This window comes from Streptomyces sp. CNS606 (assembly GCF_000426325.1).
Genome location: NZ_AUFD01000016.1, coordinates 72537 through 91171 on the forward strand (window position 1 = coordinate 72537; position 18635 = coordinate 91171).

The 18635-nt window shown below is 73.9% G+C and carries 15 protein-coding genes; 5 read left to right on the forward strand and 10 right to left on the reverse strand.

The genetic code is table 11. From position 1 onward, the window contains the following. Positions 1-129: 129 nt before the first annotated feature. From K304_RS0113150 to K304_RS0113160, 3 genes are all read right to left on the reverse strand, one after another. A complete protein-coding gene (locus K304_RS0113150) occupies positions 130-1770 on the reverse strand; it encodes a threonine/serine exporter family protein (RefSeq protein WP_027764136.1) in 1641 nt (546 codons plus the stop codon). Between the two features lie 346 nt (positions 1771-2116). Next, positions 2117-2680 (reverse strand): DinB family protein, encoded by a 564-nt coding sequence (locus K304_RS0113155; protein ID WP_027764137.1) that lies wholly within the window; start codon positions 2678-2680, stop codon positions 2117-2119. A gap of 219 nt (positions 2681-2899) precedes the next feature. Beyond that, complete coding sequence (locus tag K304_RS0113160; protein WP_051308407.1) at positions 2900-3793, reverse strand: helix-turn-helix domain-containing protein; 894 nt, start codon at positions 3791-3793, stop codon at positions 2900-2902. 273 nt (positions 3794-4066) lie between these two features. Here K304_RS0113160 and K304_RS28810 point away from each other — a divergent pair, with 273 nt between their 5' ends. After that, entirely contained in the window at positions 4067-4843 is a 777-nt protein-coding gene (locus tag K304_RS28810) for an ATP-binding protein (protein ID WP_037790260.1), read from the forward strand. A 101-nt stretch (positions 4844-4944) separates the two neighbouring features. On the opposite strand, the gene K304_RS0113170 is transcribed toward K304_RS28810, so the two are convergent. Continuing rightward, the gene (locus K304_RS0113170; protein WP_027764139.1) at positions 4945-5184 is read right to left on the reverse strand and encodes a DUF397 domain-containing protein; all 240 of its coding nucleotides are present in this window, start codon (positions 5182-5184) and stop codon (positions 4945-4947) included. Positions 5185-5715: 531 nt separating this feature from the next. Here K304_RS0113170 and K304_RS28815 point away from each other — a divergent pair. The 4 genes from K304_RS28815 to K304_RS28825 all read left to right on the forward strand — a co-directional run bounded on the left by K304_RS28815 (position 5716) and on the right by K304_RS28825 (position 12910). Beyond that, positions 5716-6693, forward strand: coding sequence for a DUF3048 domain-containing protein (locus tag K304_RS28815; RefSeq protein WP_051308408.1), 978 nt, complete (start codon positions 5716-5718; stop codon positions 6691-6693). 168 nt (positions 6694-6861) lie between these two features. Beyond that, positions 6862-8781, forward strand: a complete 1920-nt coding sequence (locus tag K304_RS28820) for an ABC transporter ATP-binding protein (RefSeq protein ID WP_037790262.1) — start codon at positions 6862-6864, stop codon at positions 8779-8781. A gap of 194 nt (positions 8782-8975) precedes the next feature. Then, positions 8976-10004, forward strand: a complete 1029-nt coding sequence (locus K304_RS0113185; RefSeq protein ID WP_027764140.1) for a rod shape-determining protein — start codon at positions 8976-8978, stop codon at positions 10002-10004. A 503-nt stretch (positions 10005-10507) separates the two neighbouring features. After that, on the forward strand, positions 10508-12910 hold the full coding sequence (locus K304_RS28825; RefSeq protein WP_051308409.1) for a SpoIIE family protein phosphatase: 2403 nt from the start codon (positions 10508-10510) through the stop codon (positions 12908-12910). Positions 12911-12968: 58 nt separating this feature from the next. On the opposite strand, the gene K304_RS0113195 is transcribed toward K304_RS28825, so the two are convergent. The 6 genes from K304_RS0113195 to K304_RS0113220 form a co-directional block, all read right to left on the reverse strand. Next, positions 12969-14231 (reverse strand): lipase family protein, encoded by a 1263-nt coding sequence (locus K304_RS0113195; RefSeq protein WP_486591649.1) that lies wholly within the window; start codon positions 14229-14231, stop codon positions 12969-12971. Between the two features lie 314 nt (positions 14232-14545). Further along, positions 14546-15502 carry a sulfite exporter TauE/SafE family protein gene (locus tag K304_RS0113200; RefSeq protein WP_027764142.1) on the reverse strand — a complete coding sequence of 319 codons (957 nt, stop codon included), beginning with the start codon at positions 15500-15502 and terminating at the stop codon, positions 14546-14548. A 176-nt stretch (positions 15503-15678) separates the two neighbouring features. Continuing rightward, positions 15679-16137: an Rrf2 family transcriptional regulator gene (locus tag K304_RS0113205; protein ID WP_027764143.1), complete on the reverse strand. Its 459-nt coding sequence runs from the start codon at positions 16135-16137 to the stop codon at positions 15679-15681. Between the two features lie 58 nt (positions 16138-16195). After that, a complete protein-coding gene (locus tag K304_RS0113210; RefSeq protein WP_027764144.1) occupies positions 16196-17002 on the reverse strand; it encodes a VOC family protein in 807 nt (268 codons plus the stop codon). A gap of 102 nt (positions 17003-17104) precedes the next feature. Beyond that, a complete protein-coding gene (locus K304_RS28830; RefSeq protein WP_051308410.1) occupies positions 17105-17818 on the reverse strand; it encodes a hypothetical protein in 714 nt (237 codons plus the stop codon). Continuing rightward, positions 17815-18621 (reverse strand): MerR family transcriptional regulator, encoded by an 807-nt coding sequence (locus K304_RS0113220; RefSeq protein ID WP_027764145.1) that lies wholly within the window; start codon positions 18619-18621, stop codon positions 17815-17817. Before K304_RS0113220 ends, K304_RS28830 begins: the two co-directional genes overlap by 4 nt. Between the last annotated feature and the right edge of the window lie 14 nt (positions 18622-18635).

An 18635-nucleotide genomic window follows, 5' to 3' on the forward strand; every position in this document is an offset into this window, starting at 1 on the left:
CCATGCCGACTCCAGTGTGCCCCCTGCTCCGGAGGCCCCGCCTGCTGAGACGCCATGGTAGCCACGCGAGGCGCGTTACGGCCCCGATACGGCAAGGGAGATGGAACCGAGACGCGCCTGAACCGCGGGTCAGAATCCGCGGGTGCGCTTGGCCGCCCGGCGGCCCGGCAGCGGAGTCTCCACACCGGGCGTCTTGATGAACAGCCGGGCGAGCTCGCCGCCGAGGTTCACGCCGATGGCGATGGCCAGCGCCAGCGCGACGGCGCGGGCGATGTCCCCCATGCCGGCGCCGACGTTGCCCTGGGCCACGTTCAGCAGACCGAAGTAGGTGGCGCTGCCCGGCAGCAGCGGCCCGATCGCCGCCGTGATGTACGGCAGTGAGGACGCGAACCGGTACCGGGAGGCGAGCTGGCCGAAGAGGCCGACGAGTCCGGCGGCGACGAACGTGGACGCGACGGCGTTCAGCCCCGCCAGGTCGTGCAGCGTGCCGTAGATCAGCCAGGCGATGCCGCCGTTGACGGTGGCCAGCAGGACGGTGTGACGTTCCTGCTGCAGCAGGACGCAGAACGCCAGCGCCAGCAGCATGGCGGCGACGAGCTGCGTCTCCGGACGTTCCAGGTGGAGCTGGTTCTCCGGGTCCAGTTGGGCGCCCAGCTCGTCGCCCACGTACAACACCATCAGCACGCCGCACACGATCGCGACGATCAGGTACACGACCTCCAGCAGCCGTGCGGAGGCGGTGATGTAGAAGCCGGTCAGCCCGTCGTGCACGGCCGCCACCAGGGCCCTGCCGGGGATCAGCGCGAACAGCCCACCGGTGATCACCGCCCCCGCCCGGATGTCGGCGGTCAGCCCGGAACTCACCAGCGCCACCGTGACCCCTATCGCGGCGGGGGGCATCGCCGCGGCCACGAACTGGTAGAACTCCGGCAGCCCGCGCCCGGCGAGGTACCAGGCGAACCGGTCGCCCAGCATCGCGCCCAGCGCGGCCAGCAGGAACACCAGCCACCCGCCGCCGACCAGCAGGGAGGCCGCGCCGGCGAGCAGGCCGCTGGCCACCGTCAGCGCACCCTTGGTGTACGGGTGCCGGTTGCGGCGGATGCGCGCCAGCCGCCGGTAGGCCTCCTCCAGCGTCACCTCGCCGTGCGAGATGTCGGTGACGAGTTCGAAGACCGCGGCGAGCCGCGTGTAGTCGGTGCCGCGGCGCCGCACCGTACGGCTGAGCGTGACCGGGTCGTCGACCAGCGAGGGCTGGTGGGTGACGGACAGCAGGGTGAAGGTCACCGTGGGCTCGCAGCGGTCCAGCCCGAAGGCGTGGGCCACGCCGAACATCGCCGCCTCGACGTCCTCCGCTCCCTCGCCACCGGCCAGCAGCAGCTCGCCGATACGGAGCGTCAGGTCGAGCACACGCGGCACGGGCGGGCCGCTCTCGCCGTCCTCGGTGCGCACCGGGCGCTCCGGCGCCGGCCGCTCGGCCAGCGGCATCCGCACCATGGTGCGCATCCGGTCCTGCCAGGGCAGGCCGGGCCGGTCGAGCCCGGCGAGGACCGGGATCCCGTCCGGCGGGGTGAAGTGGCTGCCGGGTTCGTACGCCGACTGGGTGCGCAGGCCCTCCGGGATCGTGAACTCGGAGGAGGGATGGTCGCTGTCGGAGGGCGGCCGCAGGGGCAGCCCCTGCGGCGGGGTGAATGCGCTGCGCGCCTCGTCCGACTGCGGCTTCGCGTCCTCCGCCTGTGCGTCGGCGCCGTTCCACCTGGGCTCCCCGGCCACTGTCCTCCTGCTCCTTCGGTACCTCGCCGTCCACCCTGGACGCCGAGGGGGAGAACGCCGTTTCCGGCCCTCGCCGTTCCCGGAACGGGCACACCGAAACTGCGATGTCCGTCACAGGAGGCACCAGGGTGGGCGCCCGGTCGAGGTGATGTCTCTCCGCACGCCCCGGCCAGCATGCAGCACACCCCGGCATACCCCGAAACGGGTGAAACCCCCTGTCGGGGATATCACACCGCGATGCGGACGAAACCCCGCGCCGCGGAAGGCCGCGGGCGAGGAGGCCGCGAACCCACGGCGCAGCCCTCCGCGCACGGCCCTCCGCCCACGGCCCTCCGGGACCGGTGCCTCATTCGAAGGCGGACCAGTCCGGCTCCGGCATCGCGCCGGTCTCGAAGACGAGGTCGAACGCGCCCTTGCCGTCGATCGACTCGCGGATCACGTCCGCGTGCCCGGCATGCCGCGCGGTCTCCTCGATCAGGTGCAGCAGGGCCCATCGCCAGCTCCGGTCGCCGCCGGCGTCCCACGGGGCGGGCGGCACGGTGAAGGTCGCGTCCATGGACGCGACCGCGCGGACGGACTCCTCCGTCTCGCGGGCGACCTCGTCGTAGAGGGCCAGCAGCGCCTCGACCGTCTCGTCCGCGTGCGGCGTGAAGCTGTCCTCCCACTCCTTGCTCGCCTCGTCGTAGTCGGTCGTCTCGCCGCGCATGGTCCGCAGCCAGCCGCGCTCGCCGTGCGCCAGGTGCTTGAGCACGCCGAGCACCGACAGGGCGCTGGCCGACGGCACGCTGCGCGCCTGCTCCTCGGTCAGCCCGTGCAGGGCCCGGCGGACACCGCCGCGCTGAGCCTCCAGGTAGGCCAGAAGCGCGCCGCGCTCGTCGCCCGGGGCCTCGTTCTCCACCACGACCGGCATGATCGCCACCTTTCATCGGGGCCGCCGCCCGCTCGCGGGTCGCGAGCCGGGGAGCCGGCCCTCCCTCTCCCGTCACCTCTCACGCTACGGAGACTTGCGGACGATTCCGGTCCTCGAAGGGGTGCGGCGTGCGGGAGCGCGCCGAAGGGGGCGGGAAGCCGGGGCGGGACGGCGGGCGGCGGGGGCGTCCGCCCGGAGACCGAAGGGGGCGGGGCCCGCTCAGTCCGCGCGGCGGAGACGGAGCAGCTGGTCGCGGGTGTCCGCGGCGGAGCGGCCGTACTCCACCAGACGGGAGAGGACGCCGTCGTAGCGCTCGACCTCCTCCGGCTTGTCCAGGTAGAGCGCGCTGGTCAGCTGCTCGATGTAGACGATGTCGGAGAGGTCGGACTCGGGGAAGCGCAGCAGCGTGAAGGCGCCGCTCTCCGCCGAGTACGCGCCGGCGCCGAGCGGGAAGACCCGGAGGGTGACGTTGTCGCGCTCGGAGAGCTGAGCGAGGTGTTCGAGCTGCCGGTTCATCACGGCCGGGGTGCCGAACGGCCGCCGCAGAGCGGCCTCGTCCAGGACGCACAGGAACCGGGGCGGGTCGTCGGCGAGCAGCAGTCTCTGCCGCTCCATGCGCAGCGCGACCCGGCGTTCGACCTCGTCGGCGGGAAGCCCGTTCCGGCCGCTGGTGACGACGGCGCGGGCGTACTCCTCGGTCTGGAGCAGGCCGTGGACGTACTGCACCTCGTAGGTGTTGATGCCGGAGGCCGCGCTCTCCAGTCCGACGTAGGTCTGGAACCAGCCGGGCAGCACGTCGCTGTAACTGTGCCACCAGCCGGCCTTGTTGGCGTCCCGGGCCAGGTCGAGCAGCGGTTCGCGGTCGCCGGCGTCGGTCACGCCGTAGAGGGTGAGGAGGTCTTCGACGTCGCGGGTCTTGAAGCCGACCCGGCCGAGCTCCATGCGGCTGATCTTGGACTCGGACGCGCGTATCGACCAGCCCGCGGCCTCCCGGGTCACCCCGCGCGCCTCCCGCAGTCGCCGCAGCTGGGATCCGAGCAGGATGCGGCGGACCATCGAGCCGCTGGCGCCCTGCGCGGCGCCGCCCACGGCGCTCGCCGTCCTGGTGTCCATCTCGTCAACCTCCACCCCTGAACGGAGCAGTCTGCCACCTCGGGCTCCGTTCCGTGCCCGTGCGGTTACACACGACGGAAACTTACAGATGCACGTGCATATGCCCTTGCATATGTACGGAGCATTCGGAACGATGACATCGCACAAGTGCACGCGCGGCCATAGAAGTTGAACCCTCGACCACACCACGGGCAGGACCGCGCGCACGGGGAACACGAACGACCGGATCCGACCAGGATCGTTCACGACCGCACATGCCTGGAGTGGCTCGTCATGGGGACCGAACGACCGACCGCCGTGATCGAGCCGTTATGGCGCGGCCTCCCGCCGCTCGGTTCCGAGACGCTGTCGGGCTCCGCCACCTGCGCGCTGCCCCCGCGCCACGAGGCGGTGCGCAGCGCCCGGGACTTCACCCGTCGGACCCTGCAGCGCTGGGAGATCACGCGCGACCTCGACGAGATCGCCCTGGTCGTCTCCGAACTGGTCACCAACGCCCTGCGGCACGGCCTGGAGCTGCGCACGGACGCCCCGCCGGGCCCCGCGCACCCGGTGACCCCGGAAGTGCGGCACCGGCGCGTTCCGGACCAGCGCCGCCCGGACGCACGGCACCCTGACCCGCGACCCTCGCGGCAGGAGCCCGGGGGCGGCGACGGACAGGCGGTGCGGCTCCAGTTGATGCGCTGGTCCGCCCGGCTCGTGTGCGCGGTGCGCGACCCCAGCGAGGCACCGCCGCAGAAGAGCGGACCCTCCTCGGCCGGATGTCCCGACGCCGCGCCCCCGGCGCCCGGCCGGCGTCCCGCGCCGGGTGTGCCGACCGAGGCGGCGGGGCTGAGCGAGGAACTGCGGGACCTGGCCGAGTTCGCCGACCTCGACGCCCTGGAGGCGTGCCCCGGACTCGCCGCCGAATCGGGACGGGGGCTGTATCTGGTGGACTCGTTCAGCGACGGCTGGGGCTGGCACCGGCTGACCGGGGTGCGGACCGGCAAGGTCGTGTGGGCGATGTTCCGCTACGCGCCCCGCTCGTCCCGGCCGGGAACGTCCCGCGCCTGAATCCCCGGCGCCGCGTCCGCCCTGGCGTCACGGGTCCGGAGCACCACGCCTCCGGGGCACCGCGCCTCCGGGCAGCCCCGGAACAGTCCGGCAGGACTCGGTCAGTCGTGCACCAGGTGGTCGAACTCGCCCGCCTTGACGCCCAGCAGCAGCGCCTCCACCTCGGCCGGCGTGTAGACCAGCGCCGGGCCGCCCGGGAACCGGGAATTGCGCACCGCGACGTCGCCGCCCGGCAGCTTCGCGAATTCCACACACGTACCCTGCTGGTTGCTGAAGCGGCTCTTCTGCCATGCGACGTCGTGCAGGTCGGCGGCGGTCATGCCGTTGTACGGGTGAGGCATTGCAATCTCCGTGAAACGCAGGGAAGTTGGGTGGCCCGCATGACGCAGACGATTCAACTGCCGTGAATCATAACCATGTTGCCGCCACTTCCGCATGCGTGAATCCCGGGTGCGACTCCAGGTCGTGACGCCATCACAGCCGGTCAGAGAGGTGCGAGGCGAGCCGCGAGGGAAAGCGGAATTCCATCCACCGCCCTTGCGTGCGGCGTGCAGGCACTGCATGACGGAACGTGGATATCGACCATCGAAAACGCGCCACCGGCCCGAAGGACGGTGCAATGCGGAATTGCGGAATCACTTTCCGTAGACCATCGACGGATAGGCCCGCGTGCGAGGCGGCGCGACGGAGCGGAGGATCTTCACCAGACCCACCCGCGGTGCGGCTCCTCCGTTCGGGGTACCACTGCAGGCAGGGGTCGAACACCAGGACGACCCGTACGGGAGGTGGCCGCCGTGGGGAAACTCGCCAGGGACGACATACGCCCGAGACGACGGCGTCGGCAGGCGCGGCGCCGTACCGTCCCGGCCGGGATGCTGGTCCTCGCGCTCGCCGCCGCGGCCTGCACCGGCCAGAACGGCGACGAGGATCCCCCCTCCACCCCGACCCCGCAGCCCACCGCCCAGCCCCCGACCGGCACACCCGAGGCGCCCGACGCGCCCGCGGTCTCCCCCTTCACCGGGGAGGAGGGGAAGCAGCACGGGGTGCTGGCCGTCAAGCTCGGCAACACCCCCTCCGCCCGCCCGCACACCGGCATCCGGGCGGCCGACCTGGTGTACGTGGAGAAGGTCGAGGGCGGCCTCAGCCGCCTCATGGCCGTCTACGCGAGCCGCACGCCCGACCGGGTCGGCCCGGTGCGCAGCGCCCGCGAGTCCGACCTGGAGCTGCTGCGGCAGTTCGGCCACCCCGCGTTCGCCTACTCGGGCGTGCGCAGCGCCCTCAAGGACGACCTGCGGAAGTCGCCCGTCCGCCGGGTGCCGGCCGGCGCGTCGCCGAACGCGTACACGCGCTCCTCCGGCCGGGCCGTGCCCGACAACCTCTACGTACGCCCGAAGGCCGCCCTGCGCGCCGCCGATGACCCGAGCCGGCCGCGCGACATCGGGTTCCGCTTCGGCCCCGCGCCGGACGGCGGGAAGAAGGACGGCAGCCACACCGTGCGCTACCCCGCCGCGCGCTTCGGATTCACCTGGTCGGCCGAGCAGGAACGCTGGCTGGTCTCGATGGACGGCGCACCGGCACGCGGCACGGACGGCGACCGGCTCGGCGCCCCCACGGTGGTCGTGCAGTACGTGACCATGCGTCCCTCGCAGTTCCGCGACGTCGCCGGGGCCGTCACGCCGTACATCGAGAGCGTGGGCTCCGGGCGGGCGAAGGTGCTGCGCGACGGCCGGGCGTACGACGTGCGCTGGAAGCGGCCCTCGGCCGCCGACGGCACCGCGTTCACCCTGCCCGGCGGCGCGCGGATGCCCTTCGACCGCGGGCAGGTGTGGATCGTGTACGCGGAACGCTGAGCCGCCGCCCGCAGCGGCCCCCCGCCCGGTGCCGCAGCGGCCGGCCGTATTCCGCCCGCGGTCCGCCGGCGGAATGGCGACGGCCACCCGCGCCTTGACTTCAAGTGAAGTTGAAATTCTAGCGTCACAGGTGTCGCACCCGGCGAGACCTCACGGAGGACGAACGCGATGAGCATGGAGATCACCGCGTGGAGCGCTCTGCACCACGCACGCAACGCCAAGGAGGGCGAGAACCCGTTCTCCCGGGAGACCCTCGGCCGCATCGTCCGCTTCGCCCGCCCCCACCACCGCCGCATCCTCTTCTTCCTGCTGCTCAGCAGCGTCGTCGCGGGCCTCGCGGTGGCCACCCCGCTGCTCGCCGGCCGGGTGGTCGACGCCATCGTGGGCGGCGCGTCGACCGGCATGGTGCTCGGCCTCGCGGCGCTGATCGCGGGCATCGCGCTCGCCGAGGCGGCGGCCGGCATCGCCACCCGTGCGCTGTCCGCCCGGATCGGCGAGGGCCTCATCCTCGACCTGCGCACCGCGGTCTACGACCACGTGCAGCGGATGCCCGTCGCCTTCTTCACCCGCACCCGCACCGGGGCGCTGGTCAGCCGGCTGAACAACGACGTGATCGGCGCACAGCGCGCCTTCAGCGGCGCCCTCTCCGGCGTCGTCAGCAACCTCGTGACGCTGCTGCTCACGCTGGTCGTCATGCTGACGCTCTCCTGGCAGGTCACCCTGCTGGCGCTGGCCCTGCTGCCCGTGTTCGTGCTGCCCGCCCGCCGGATGGGCACCCGGCTCGCCGCCATGGAGCACGAGCGCGCGGCCCACAACTCCGCGATGAGCACCCGGATGACCGAACGCTTCTCCGCGCCCGGCGCCACACTGGTGAAGCTCTTCGGACGGCCCGCGGAGGAGTCCGACGAGTTCGCGGCCCGCGCGCGGCGGGTGCGGGACATCGGCGTGCGGACCGCGATGCTCCAGCACTACTTCATCACCGCGCTCACCCTGGTCTCGGCGCTCGCCCTCGCGCTCGTCTACGGCCTCGGCGGCTTCTACGCGCTGCGCGGCACGCTGGACCCCGGCTCGGTGGTCGCCCTCGCCCTGCTGCTCACCCGCCTCTACGCCCCGCTGACCGCACTGGCCAGCGCACGGGTGGAGGTGAGCAGCGCCGTGGTGAGCTTCCAGCGGGTCTTCGAGGTGCTCGACCTCCGGCCGCTGATCGACGAGCGGCCCTACCCCGCCGCCGTTCCCGCGGGCGGGGTGTCGGTGGAGTTCGACGACGTCCGCTTCTCCTACCCCTCCGCCGACAAGGTCTCCCTGGCGTCGCTGGAGGAGGTCGCCACCCTGGACCGGCGCGGCGGCGAGGAGGTGCTGCACGGCGTCTCGTTCCGCGCGGAGCCCGGGCAGATGATCGCCCTGGTCGGCTCGTCCGGCGCGGGCAAGTCCACCGTCGCCCAGCTCGTGCCGCGGCTGTACGACACGGACAGCGGCGCCGTGCGGCTGGCCGGGACCGACGTGCGGGACCTGAGCGCCGAGTCGCTGCGCCGGACCCTCGGCATGGTCACCCAGGACGGCCACCTCTTCCACGACACCGTCCGCGCCAACCTGCTGCTGCCCCGGCCGGACGCCGACGACGAGGAACTGTGGGACGCGCTGCGCCGTGCCCGCCTGGACGGCCTGGTCGCGGCCCTGCCGGACGGCCTGGACACCGTCGTCGGCGAACGCGGCTACCGGCTCTCCGGCGGCGAACGTCAGCGGCTCACGATCGCCCGGCTGCTGCTCGCCCGGCCGCGCGTCGTCATCCTCGACGAGGCCACCGCACACCTGGACTCCACCTCCGAGGCGGCCGTGCAGGAGGCGCTGGCCGAGGCACTGGCGGACCGCACCTCGGTGGTCATCGCACACCGCCTGTCGACGGTGCGCGCGGCGGACCAGATCCTCGTGCTGGAGGAGGGCCGCATCGTGGAGCGCGGGACGCACGCCGAACTGCTGGACCTGGGCGGACGCTACGAGGAGCTGTACCGCACCCAGTTCAGCGAGCAGGCGGCGGAGCACGCGGAGGAGGACACCTCCGGGGCGCTGGCCCGGGCCGTCCGCGACTGACCCGGCGTCAGCGCCGCGTGGCACAGGCGGAGTAGGCGGTGGAGGACCGGGCGGGACGCCCCGCAACCGCGCCTCGCCCGTCCGGACCATCCCAGCGGGCGGGACCGCCCGGCCCCCCGCAGAGTGGTCGTGAGGGCCGCCGGGGTGGGCGGCCCGGGCCCGCCGACCACCCACCGGGAAGGACCCGATCCGCCGTGACCTTCAGCCTTGACCAGCTGCGCCGCTGCTCCGTGGCCGTCGACGTCGGTGCCGCCAGAACACGGGTGCACGTCAAGGATGCGGGGCTGCTCGTCGACGCCCCCTCCGTGGTCGCCGTCAACACCCTCTCCGGCGCGCTGATCGCGGTGGGCGCCTCGGCGGAACGGATGGAGGGGCGCACTCCGGAGCACATCCGGGTCGTCCGGCCGGTGGCGGGCGGCACGGTGAGCGACATCGAGATGGCCCAGCGGATGCTGCGCGCGATGATCGGCGGGAAGGTGCGCCGAGCCTGGCGGTTCCGGCCCACGCTGCGGGCGGCCGCCTGCGTGCCGCACGACGCGGGCCCGCTCGCCCGCCGCGCGGCCATCGAGACGTTGGCCGGCGTGGGCGCCCGGCGGGTCGAGCTGGTCGACGCGCCGACCGCTTCCGGCATCGGCTGCGGACTGCCGGTGGAGCAGCCCGAGGCCACCATGATCCTGGTCTGCGGGGCCACCACCACCCAGGTGGCCGTGCTGGCGCTGGGTGCGGTGGTGGCGGCGGCGACCGTGCCGATGGGCGGCGACACCATCCACACGGCCCTGGTCCAGCACCTGCGCAACGAGCACGAGATCGTGCTGCTCAACCAGTCCGTACGGCCGCTGCACCTGGCGCTGCACGGGGCGGCCTCCGGAGTGGCCGGGCCCACCGAGGTGCACGGCCGGGACGTGGTCACCGGCCTGTCCCGGACGGTGTGGATCGACCCGGGCGAGGTGCGCGCGACCATCCAGGCACCGCTGACCGGTCTGGTGGACGCGATCCGCTCGGTGCTGCACCGCTGCCCGCCGGACCTGGTCGCCGACCTCGCCGACCGGGGCATGGTGCTGGCCGGCGGGACCGCGCTGCTGCCCGGCCTGGACAGCCGGTTGCGGGCGAGCACCGGGATGGCGGTGCACGTAGCGGAGGATCCGGCGGGGTGCGCGGTACGGGGCCTGGCGGCGATGATCGAGGGCCGTGTCCGGCCCCTCGCCGCCGCCGCACGCGCCTGACGAGGCGTACGGCGCACGGGGAACCCGTGGCCGGACCGGAAGACGGATCGCCGGGCGCCCCGGGCGGCTGCCCGTTCGTCAGGAGCGAGGTGCCCGCGGCTGCGGCAGCGGAACGCGTGCCGGAACGTCGGACGGCGCGCTGAAGAGCGACGGCGGCGGATACGGTGGCACGCCCGGCTGCCTGCCGTGCCTGACCGCGGTCACCGCATCGATGCCGTAGGCCACTTCCCTGCACAGGCGGACGACGGTGGTCCAGGATGCGCGCATGGGGGATCGGTCTCCTGCTACCGGCCGGGGGCCCCGGCGACCAAGAGGGTGTACCGCCGATGGTGCCTCGCGCGGCGCCCGTGAACCAGCGTTTTCCGCCTCTTCCGGGGAACGATTTTCGGCCGGTCCGCCGGCCGTCGGCCCGGCCCCGTCCCCACCGCCCCGGGAGTGCGATCGGGCCCCTTCTGCCCCACCATGACAAGGGAGGCGAACGCTCCGGTGCCGAGGAGCCGCAGATGGCAGGCGACCCGATCACGTGGGGGCGCGACCATGCCCTCGTCCGGCTGCTGACCTGCGTGGACGCCCCGACGCTCCTGTCCGCCGCGATGGACGCCGCCCTGCCCGAGGACGCCCAGCGGGTCGGCGCGCTCTACCGTCAGCACGCCGACGGGCGGCTGACGTTGGACGCCTCCCTCGGTTTGAGCGAAGCCGCCCTCCGCGCGTACGCGACGATGACCGTCGGCTGGGACGTCCCCGTCGCGGAGGCGGTGCGCTCGCGGGTGCCGGTCTACGCGCCCGCCGCCGACTTCCCCCGCACCCTGGTGGAGCCGGCCGCACGGCTGCGGGGGGCCGGCGCCGACTACGTCTACGTCTCGCTGCCGCTGCTCGCGGACGGCGACTGCCTGGGCGTCCTCGCCCTCCTGCTGCCCGCCGGGTTCGCCGCGATGGACGGACACCGGGCGAGGCTGCGGGCCGTCGCCACGGTGTGCGCGCACCGACGCCAGCGGATCCTCGCGAGCGGCGACGACGACGGTGACGACGAGGTCGGCGACGCGGGCGGCGACGGCAACCCGGGCGACGTCGACGGGCCGTCACCCGCGACGTCGCGAGGCGCCTCCGTGGCGTCCGGCGGCACGGCGGAGGGGGAGCCTCCGGTGGCACTGGCCACCGACCGGGGCCGGGTCTCGATGCTCGACCTGGCCATGGCGGGCGCGGGCATCGGCTCCTTCGACTGGGACTTCCCGAGCGGGCGGCTGGTCTGGGACGAGCGGCTGTGCCGGCTGTTCGGGATCGCACCGGACTCCTTCGACGGCCGGATCGAGACGTTCTTCGCCGCCGTGCTGCCCGAGGACCGCCGGGTGGTGGAGGAGGCCGTGGCGGAGAGCCGGACCACCGGCAGGTACCACGCCGTGTTCCGGATCGCCCGCCCCGACGGCTCGGTGCGCTGGATCGACGCGGAGAGCCGGGTGGTCTTCCTGCACGGCGGCGAGGCGCGGGGCATGACCGGCATCGCGCAGGACCGCACGGAGGAGATCGAGCGGGAGGAGGAACGGCGCACCCGCAGGGACTTCGTCCTCAACCTCACCCGCGGCCTGACGGCGGCCGTGACCACCGACGACGTGGTGCAGACCGTCATCCGGGAGGCGATGCCCACCCTCGGCGCCCGGTGGCTCGCGGTGTACCTGCGCCAGGAGCACGGCCCGGCGCGGCTGGTCGGCTCCACCGGGTTCGACGCGGCGGAGGCACGGCGCATGGAACGGCTCGCCCGCCGCGTGCACCGCGACCCGTTGCTGGAAGCCCTCCGCTCCGGAAACCCGATGTTCGTGGAGTCGCCCCGCGAGTGGGCGCAACGGATGCCCGGCGAGCACTTCGCACCACCCGCCGACCAGCAGGCGTGGGCGCTGCTGCCGATGACGTCGGCGGAAGGACTGGTGGGCGTCTGCACGCTGATCTACGACCGGCCGCGCTCCTTCACCTCGGACGACCGTACGGTGCTGACCGCCGCCGGAGGCATCCTCGGCCAGTCCATCGCCCGTGCCCGGCTGCACGACACCCGCCGCCGGTACCTGACGGAGCTGCAGCGCCTGCTGCTGCCGATGCGTCTGCCGCAGACGCCGGGACTGGAGGTCGCGGCGTGCTACCGGCCCGGCTCGGCGGGCCTGGAGGTGGGCGGCGACTGGTACGACGTGGTGCCCCGTTCGGAGGGCCGGGTCGCGGTGATCATCGGTGACGTGCAGGGGCACAGCGTCCAGGCGGCGGGCGTGATGGGCCAGTTGCGCACCTCGATGCGCGCCTACGCCTCCGAGGGGCACGGGCCCGCCGACCTGCTGGTGCGCGGCGGTCTGGCGCTGGAGGAGCTGGACACCGACCGGTTCGCCACCTGCTGCGTCGCGGAGATCGACCCGCGCGACGGCGTGCTGCGCCTCGCCCGCGCGGGCCACCCGTACCCGCTGCTGCTGGACGGGGACGGCCGGGTGCGGGAGCTGGAGGTGCCGGGAGGGGTGCCGCTGGGCACCTTCGAGGAGCGCGACTACCCCGTGACGGAGACCGCGTTGCCGCGCGGCGGCGCGCTCCTGCTGTACACGGACGGCCTGGTGGAACGCCGCGGCGGCGACTACACGGACGGGGTGGCCGCACTCTGCGAACGTGTGGCCTGGTGGGGCGGTACGACGGGGTCCGCCCCGGGAACGCCGGACGGACCGGTAGGACCGGACGGGCCGGACGGGCCGGACGGACCGGACGGGGCCGGCGGCGGCCTGGAGGCGGCGGTGCAGCGGATCGCCGAGCCCGCCGCGTCCCGGCCGCTGCACGACGACATCGCGGCCGTGCTCGTACGGCTCACGGCCGCGCCCGGGCCGGCCGCGGCGACCGCGGCGCGGAGCGCGACGGGCGCGACGGGCACGGCCGTGAGCGGGTGACGGGCGTGCGGCGCGAGGGCCGGGCGACGGCGCGTCGCCCGGCCTCCCGCACCGCGCGCTACAGGCGGCCGCAGCTGGACGGTGCCGGACGGCCGTCGAACCGCCCCTCCAGCCAGCCGAACACCGTCGGGAACCCGGCGACCGCGCCCCCCAGGTGGGTCGGCCCGAGGTTGGAGGCGAACCGCACGTCCTCCGCTCCCGCCGCGCACCAGTCGGCGGCCATCTCCCGGCCGACCCGGTACGGGATCACGTCGTCCAGCAGGCTGTGCGTGACCAGTGTCGGCACCTGCGGGGCGCGGGTGCCGTCGCTGATCTCCTGTTCCGCGACGACGGAGGCGAACGGCTCCTCGTCCAGGTACTCGGTCAGCGGCCGGCCGTCCTCGGTGAGGGTGCTGGACCGGGTGAACGCCATGCGCAGCACGGCCTCCTCGGTGCAGTACTCCTGCGCCCTGGCGACGAACCGCTCGCCGTCCTCGTCCAGGTACGGGCTCAGATCGAGGTCGTAGCCGGCGGACAGGCCCGCGACGGCGTAGCCGAGGAAGCCCGCGTACAGCGACCCGTCCAGCTGGTCGGCCACGGGGGCGAGGTCGGCGGGGACGGCTCCGGCGGCCACGCCCTGGAGGTCCAGCCCGGGGGCGTAGGTGTGGGCGAGTTCGGCAGCGGCGGCGGCCGCGCCGCCGCCCTGCGAGTATCCGGTGATCGCCACGGGGCCGTCGTCCGGCAGCTTCGCCTCCGGGAGCCGCTGCGCGGCGCGGACGACGTCCAGGACGGCGTTGCCGGACACCTCGCGGTTGACGTAGGTGTGCACGCCCGGGGTGCCGAGGCCCGCGTAGTCGGTCATGGCGACCGCGTACCCGCGGGCGAGCAGGCCCTTGGCGAACAGGCCCTCGTACTCGGTGCCGCCGGCCAGCCGGCGGGACGGCGCGCAGTGGTCGCCGAGCCCCTGGGTGCCGGGGGCGTAGCCGATGACGGGTCGTTCGCCCTCGCCGGTCCAGGGCGTCTTCGGGGTGATGACGGTGCCGGTGACGGCGATCGGCTCGCCGTTCCCGTCGGTCGAGCGGTACATCACGCGGTTCACGAGGGCGTCGACCTTCAGCACCTTGAGCGGGTCGAGGTAGAAGACCGACGGCTCGGAGCGGACGATGTCGCCGTTGTGCGCGGGGAGGGTGGCGGGGGGCTCGTAGAACGGCGGCCGGTTCTCCTCGGCCGCCGCCGCGGGTGCGGAGACCAGGCCGAGGGAGGCGGCCGTCGCGGCGGTGAGCAGCACGGTCAGAACTCTTCGGGGCAGGCGGCTGCCGCCCCGCAGCAGGCGGGACTTCACGGGCGACTCCTCACGGGAGCGTCGGGGGGGGTGCCTTGGGGTGGGGGGTCGGGCACTGAGGGATTACCGACAGTAACTTACGCTTGAGTAAGTTATCCGGAGGATGCTGGGTGTGTCGCAGCCCTGTCAATACTCGCGAGTAGGCTTCTTCGTGGCCGCCCCCGTCCGCACCCCGTCCCGCGCCGCACCCGCCCGGCGCGGGCGCTCACTTCCGCCTTGAGATGCCGCAGCTCAAGGTCCATACAGGACAGGCTGATGGGAGGGGGAGGCCGTCTCGGCAGGACGCGTGCGGCGGCCCCGGCCGCGGGCCGGGCTCAGGCGGAGGGAACCGCCCGCTGCTGCTCGTGCTCCTCCGCCTCCTCCGCGCCGTCGGCCACGCGGCTGCGCGCCACCTCGATCTCCCGGGCGCGGGTGCGCCGGTGGGCGCGGACCGCGTACGTGAGCGCGGCGGCCCAGACCGCGAACAGCGCGGCGCACACGGCGGTCGTCGCCGTACCACCCAGCGAGAGGAGGTCGCCGTCGAGCAGCGTCCGGACGTTGGTGACGATGATGAGGCCGCCGACACCGGAGCCCAGGACCCGCGGCGGCACGTGCCGTACGAGCCAGGCGGCGAACGGCGCGGCGATCGCGCCGCCGACCAGCAGGGCCGCCGCCCAGCCGAGGTTGACCCCCTCGGTGCCCAGGCCGACGAGGAACCCGGCGCTCGCCGCGACGGTCACCACGAACTCGCTGGTGCTGATCGAGCCGATGACCTTGCGCGGTTCCAGCCGGCCACTGGCCAGGATGGTGGAGTTGGCGACCGGCCCCCACCCGCCGCCGCCGGTGGCGTCGACGAACCCGGCCACCAGACCCAGCGGGGACAGGAAACGGTTCCGCAGCGGCTTGCCGAGATTGCCGGTCGGGAGGCCGGCGAGGGTGAACCGGGTCAGGACGTAGAGGCCGAGAACGATGAGGATGACCGCCATCACCGGCTTGGCGATCTGGGTGGAGAGCCCGGAGAGCACGGTGGCACCGGCGAAGGCGCCGACCGCGCCGGGGACGCCGACCTTGGCGACCAGCCGCCAGTCGACGTTGCGGAAGCGCCAGTGCGCCAGGCCGGACGCGAGCGTGGTCCCGATCTCGGCCAGGTGCACGGTGGCCGAGGCAGCGGCCGGATTGGTGCCGGCGGCGAGCAGCAGCGTCGTCGAGGTGACGCCGTAGGCCATGCCCAGGCTCCCGTCGACCAGTTGTGCCCCCAGGCCGGCCAGCGCCAGCACGATCAGCGTGCGCATCTCCACCCCACTCACTCGACCGCGGGAACCGCCCGGAAGCGCGGCCCCCTCGTTTCCCTAGTTTCCCTACTGGTTTTACAGGAATAGAGTCCACGAGAACGCGACGTCGCGCAAGCGCGGTCTCGAAGGGTGAGAACACCGCAGGTCAGAGCATGATCATCGAGAGCGTCGAGGCGCTACGGATTCGTCCAGGCGTCCGGATCCTCGGCCAGCGCGTGCACGCGACTGGGCAGCCGCGCGGCGGCGACGTCGGCGAGCGAGACCTCGCCCAGGATCTGCCGCACGTTGGCCCGGACCGCGATCCACAGCGGCAGCAGCGACTCCGCCGGGCCGGTGTAGGAGAGCTCCGGGGGCCGGGCGCCGCGCACGGACACCAGCGGCCCCTCGACGACGCGGATCACGTCCGCGATGGTGATGTTCTCGGCGGGCGCGGCCAGCCGGTAACCGCCGTTGCCTCCGCGCTGGCTGACCACCAGTCCGCCGCGCCGCATGTCGCCGAGGATGCCCTCGAGGAACTTGTGCGGAATGCCCTGGGCCTGGGCGAGCGCCTCGGCCTTCACCGGGCCGGCGTCCCCCGCCGCCGCGAGTTCGAGCGCGGCCCGCACCGCGTAGTCCGCCTTGGCCGAAATCCGCATGCGCCCATTATCGTGCACGCCTCGGACCGGCCGGGCGCAGGCCCCGCCGGACGCGGCGTCAGCCCTCCATCGGCGCGGGCTTGAGGACGACGAACTCGGCGCCGTTCTGGTCGGTGCAGACCGCCATCCGGCCGACGCCCTCCGCGTCCTCCGGGCCCATCAGCAGGTCGCCGCCGTGCTGCCGCACCCGCGCCACGGTGGCGTCGCAGTCGTCCGTGCCGAAGACGGGATGCCAGTAGGCCCTGCCGCCGGTCTGCGGAAGCTGGTCGGCGGGCATCTGCATCAGCCCGCCGTGCATCCGTTCGGCCTCCTTCCCGGCCGGGGTGATCAGCGTGTACGTCATGCTGTCGTCGCCCGGCATCGGCATGTCCTCGTACTGCCAGCCGAACAGCCCGCGGTAGAAGTCCTTCGCACCGCCGGCGTCCGGGGTGTACAACTCGATCCAGCCGAGCGACCCCGTGTCGTCCACGCGCTCCAGACCGCTGCTCTCGGCCCCCTGCTGCCAGACCGCGAACTGGCCTCCCTGCGGGTCGGTGAGCTGCGCCATCGTGCCCCACGGACCGGCGTCCATCGGCTCGCCGCGCAACGCTCCGCCCGCGCTCTCCACCTGCTGGGCGACGGCCTTGGCGTCGTCGGTGCGGAAGTAGACCATCCACGCCGAGCGGGCGCCCTCCTCGGTGAGCTTTCCGACGGCGCCCACCGTGCTGCCGTCCTTGCGGAACGCGCCGTAGCCCTCCGCGTCGGGCCCGAAGGACTGGTACTCCCAGTCGAAGACCCCGCTGTAGAAGGAGGCCGCCGCGTCGACGTCCGGCGCCCCCAGGTCCAGCCAGCACGGTGATCCGTTCACGAAGTCGGTGGTGATCATGGGGAGCCCCTCTGTCCTCCGGTCGCAGCACCTCTGCTCCTTCAGCGTCCCACCACCCACCGACACCCGCCGCTCGGCGCGCCCAGCAGGGGATGCCGGCGGCTACCGCTTCGCCTCGGGCTCGGGCTCGCGCGGGCCGAGGGCCGCCACGAGCGGGCCCGGCTCGTCCGCGTGGAACCGGAGCGTCCGCGCCACGGCCGCGCGCCCCAGCGGCCGCCGGAACGCGACCGGCTCGGCGAGCCGCACGGTCACCGTCGTGGACGACCCGACGATCAGGTCCACCGCGTCGTCCGCGCCCAGGCGCAGCAGCGATCCGGTGGGGTACCGCCGGTCCACGCGGGCCGAGACGATCAGGTGCGACGGCACGGTGACGTCGACCAGCGCCCCGTACCGCACCCGCAGCGAACCGTCGGCACCGACGACGTGCGGCCGCACCACGCAGGAGGCGTGCAGTCCGACCACGAAGAACACCCCCCACACGTCGACCACCAGCAGCACCGCGTGCACCAGCGGCCACGGGATCAGGAACGCCAGAGCGACCGTCTCCACCACGGACACGAAGAGCAGCCCCCACGCCATGGCCGCCTGCGCCCCGGCATAGGCGACCGCCGTGTCCCCCGGCCCGACGCCCTGCGGCCGCCGTGCGACCCAGCGCAGCAGGGAGGCCCACAGCAGCAGCTCGTGCCACAGCAACCGGCGCAGCGGCACGGGCACCGCGGCCCGGACGGCTCCGGCCGCGGAGGCGAGGGCGCGGCCGGACCGCGACGCGACCGCCGCCGCGAGGGCGCCGGGCGCCCGCTTCGCCGCCCGGCTCATCCGGCACGCTCCTGCATCAGCCGCATCGCCCGCCGCACCGCCTCCGCCTGGGCGGGCGCGAAGTCCGCGAACAGCGCGTCCGCGAAAGCGTCGTCGTCCGCGCTGCGCGCCGCCTCACGTACGCCGCGGCCCATGGTCGCGGCCACCTCCTCGGGTACCGCGTCGACCACGGCCCGGGCCACGACGTCGATCCGTTCGTCGTCCACGTCCGCCTCCGCCAGTTCGTCCAGCCGGGCGTACACGTCGTACGCACGGCGCATCGCGTCCGGATCGGCGCCGAGAGCCTGGAGCATGCCGGTGAGCCAGCCGTGCGTCTCGGCCGCCTGCGCCGAGCCCTCCAGCAGGGCGAGCAACTCCCGTTCCCGGGCCGCCATCTCGGGCTCGGGACCGGGCAGCCGGGCGGAGGTGCGGGCCATCCGGCGGAACACCTCCGTCAGTTCGGGCGACACCGGGCCCTCGGCGGGGATGCCCTCGCCGTCCGCCGCCTGGGCCAGCAGCTCCGCGAGGCGCGCCCGCCGCTGCCGGACCGCCTCCTCCTGCCGTGCGAGGTCGGCGTCGAGTTCGGTGAGGATGTCGCGCAGGTCCCGGCCCGCCTCGTCGGCGAGGACGTCCCGCACCTCGTCGAGGCTGAGCCCCAGTTCCGTCAGCCGCCGCACCCGGACCAGGACCACGGCATCGCGCAACCCGTACGCGCGGTAGCCGTTGGCACGGCGGGCGGGCTCGGGCAACAGCCCGATCCGGTGGTAGTGCCGCACGGCGCGGGTGCTGACCCCGGCGAGTGCGGCGAGTTCTCCGATCCGCATGCGGCCAGTAGAAA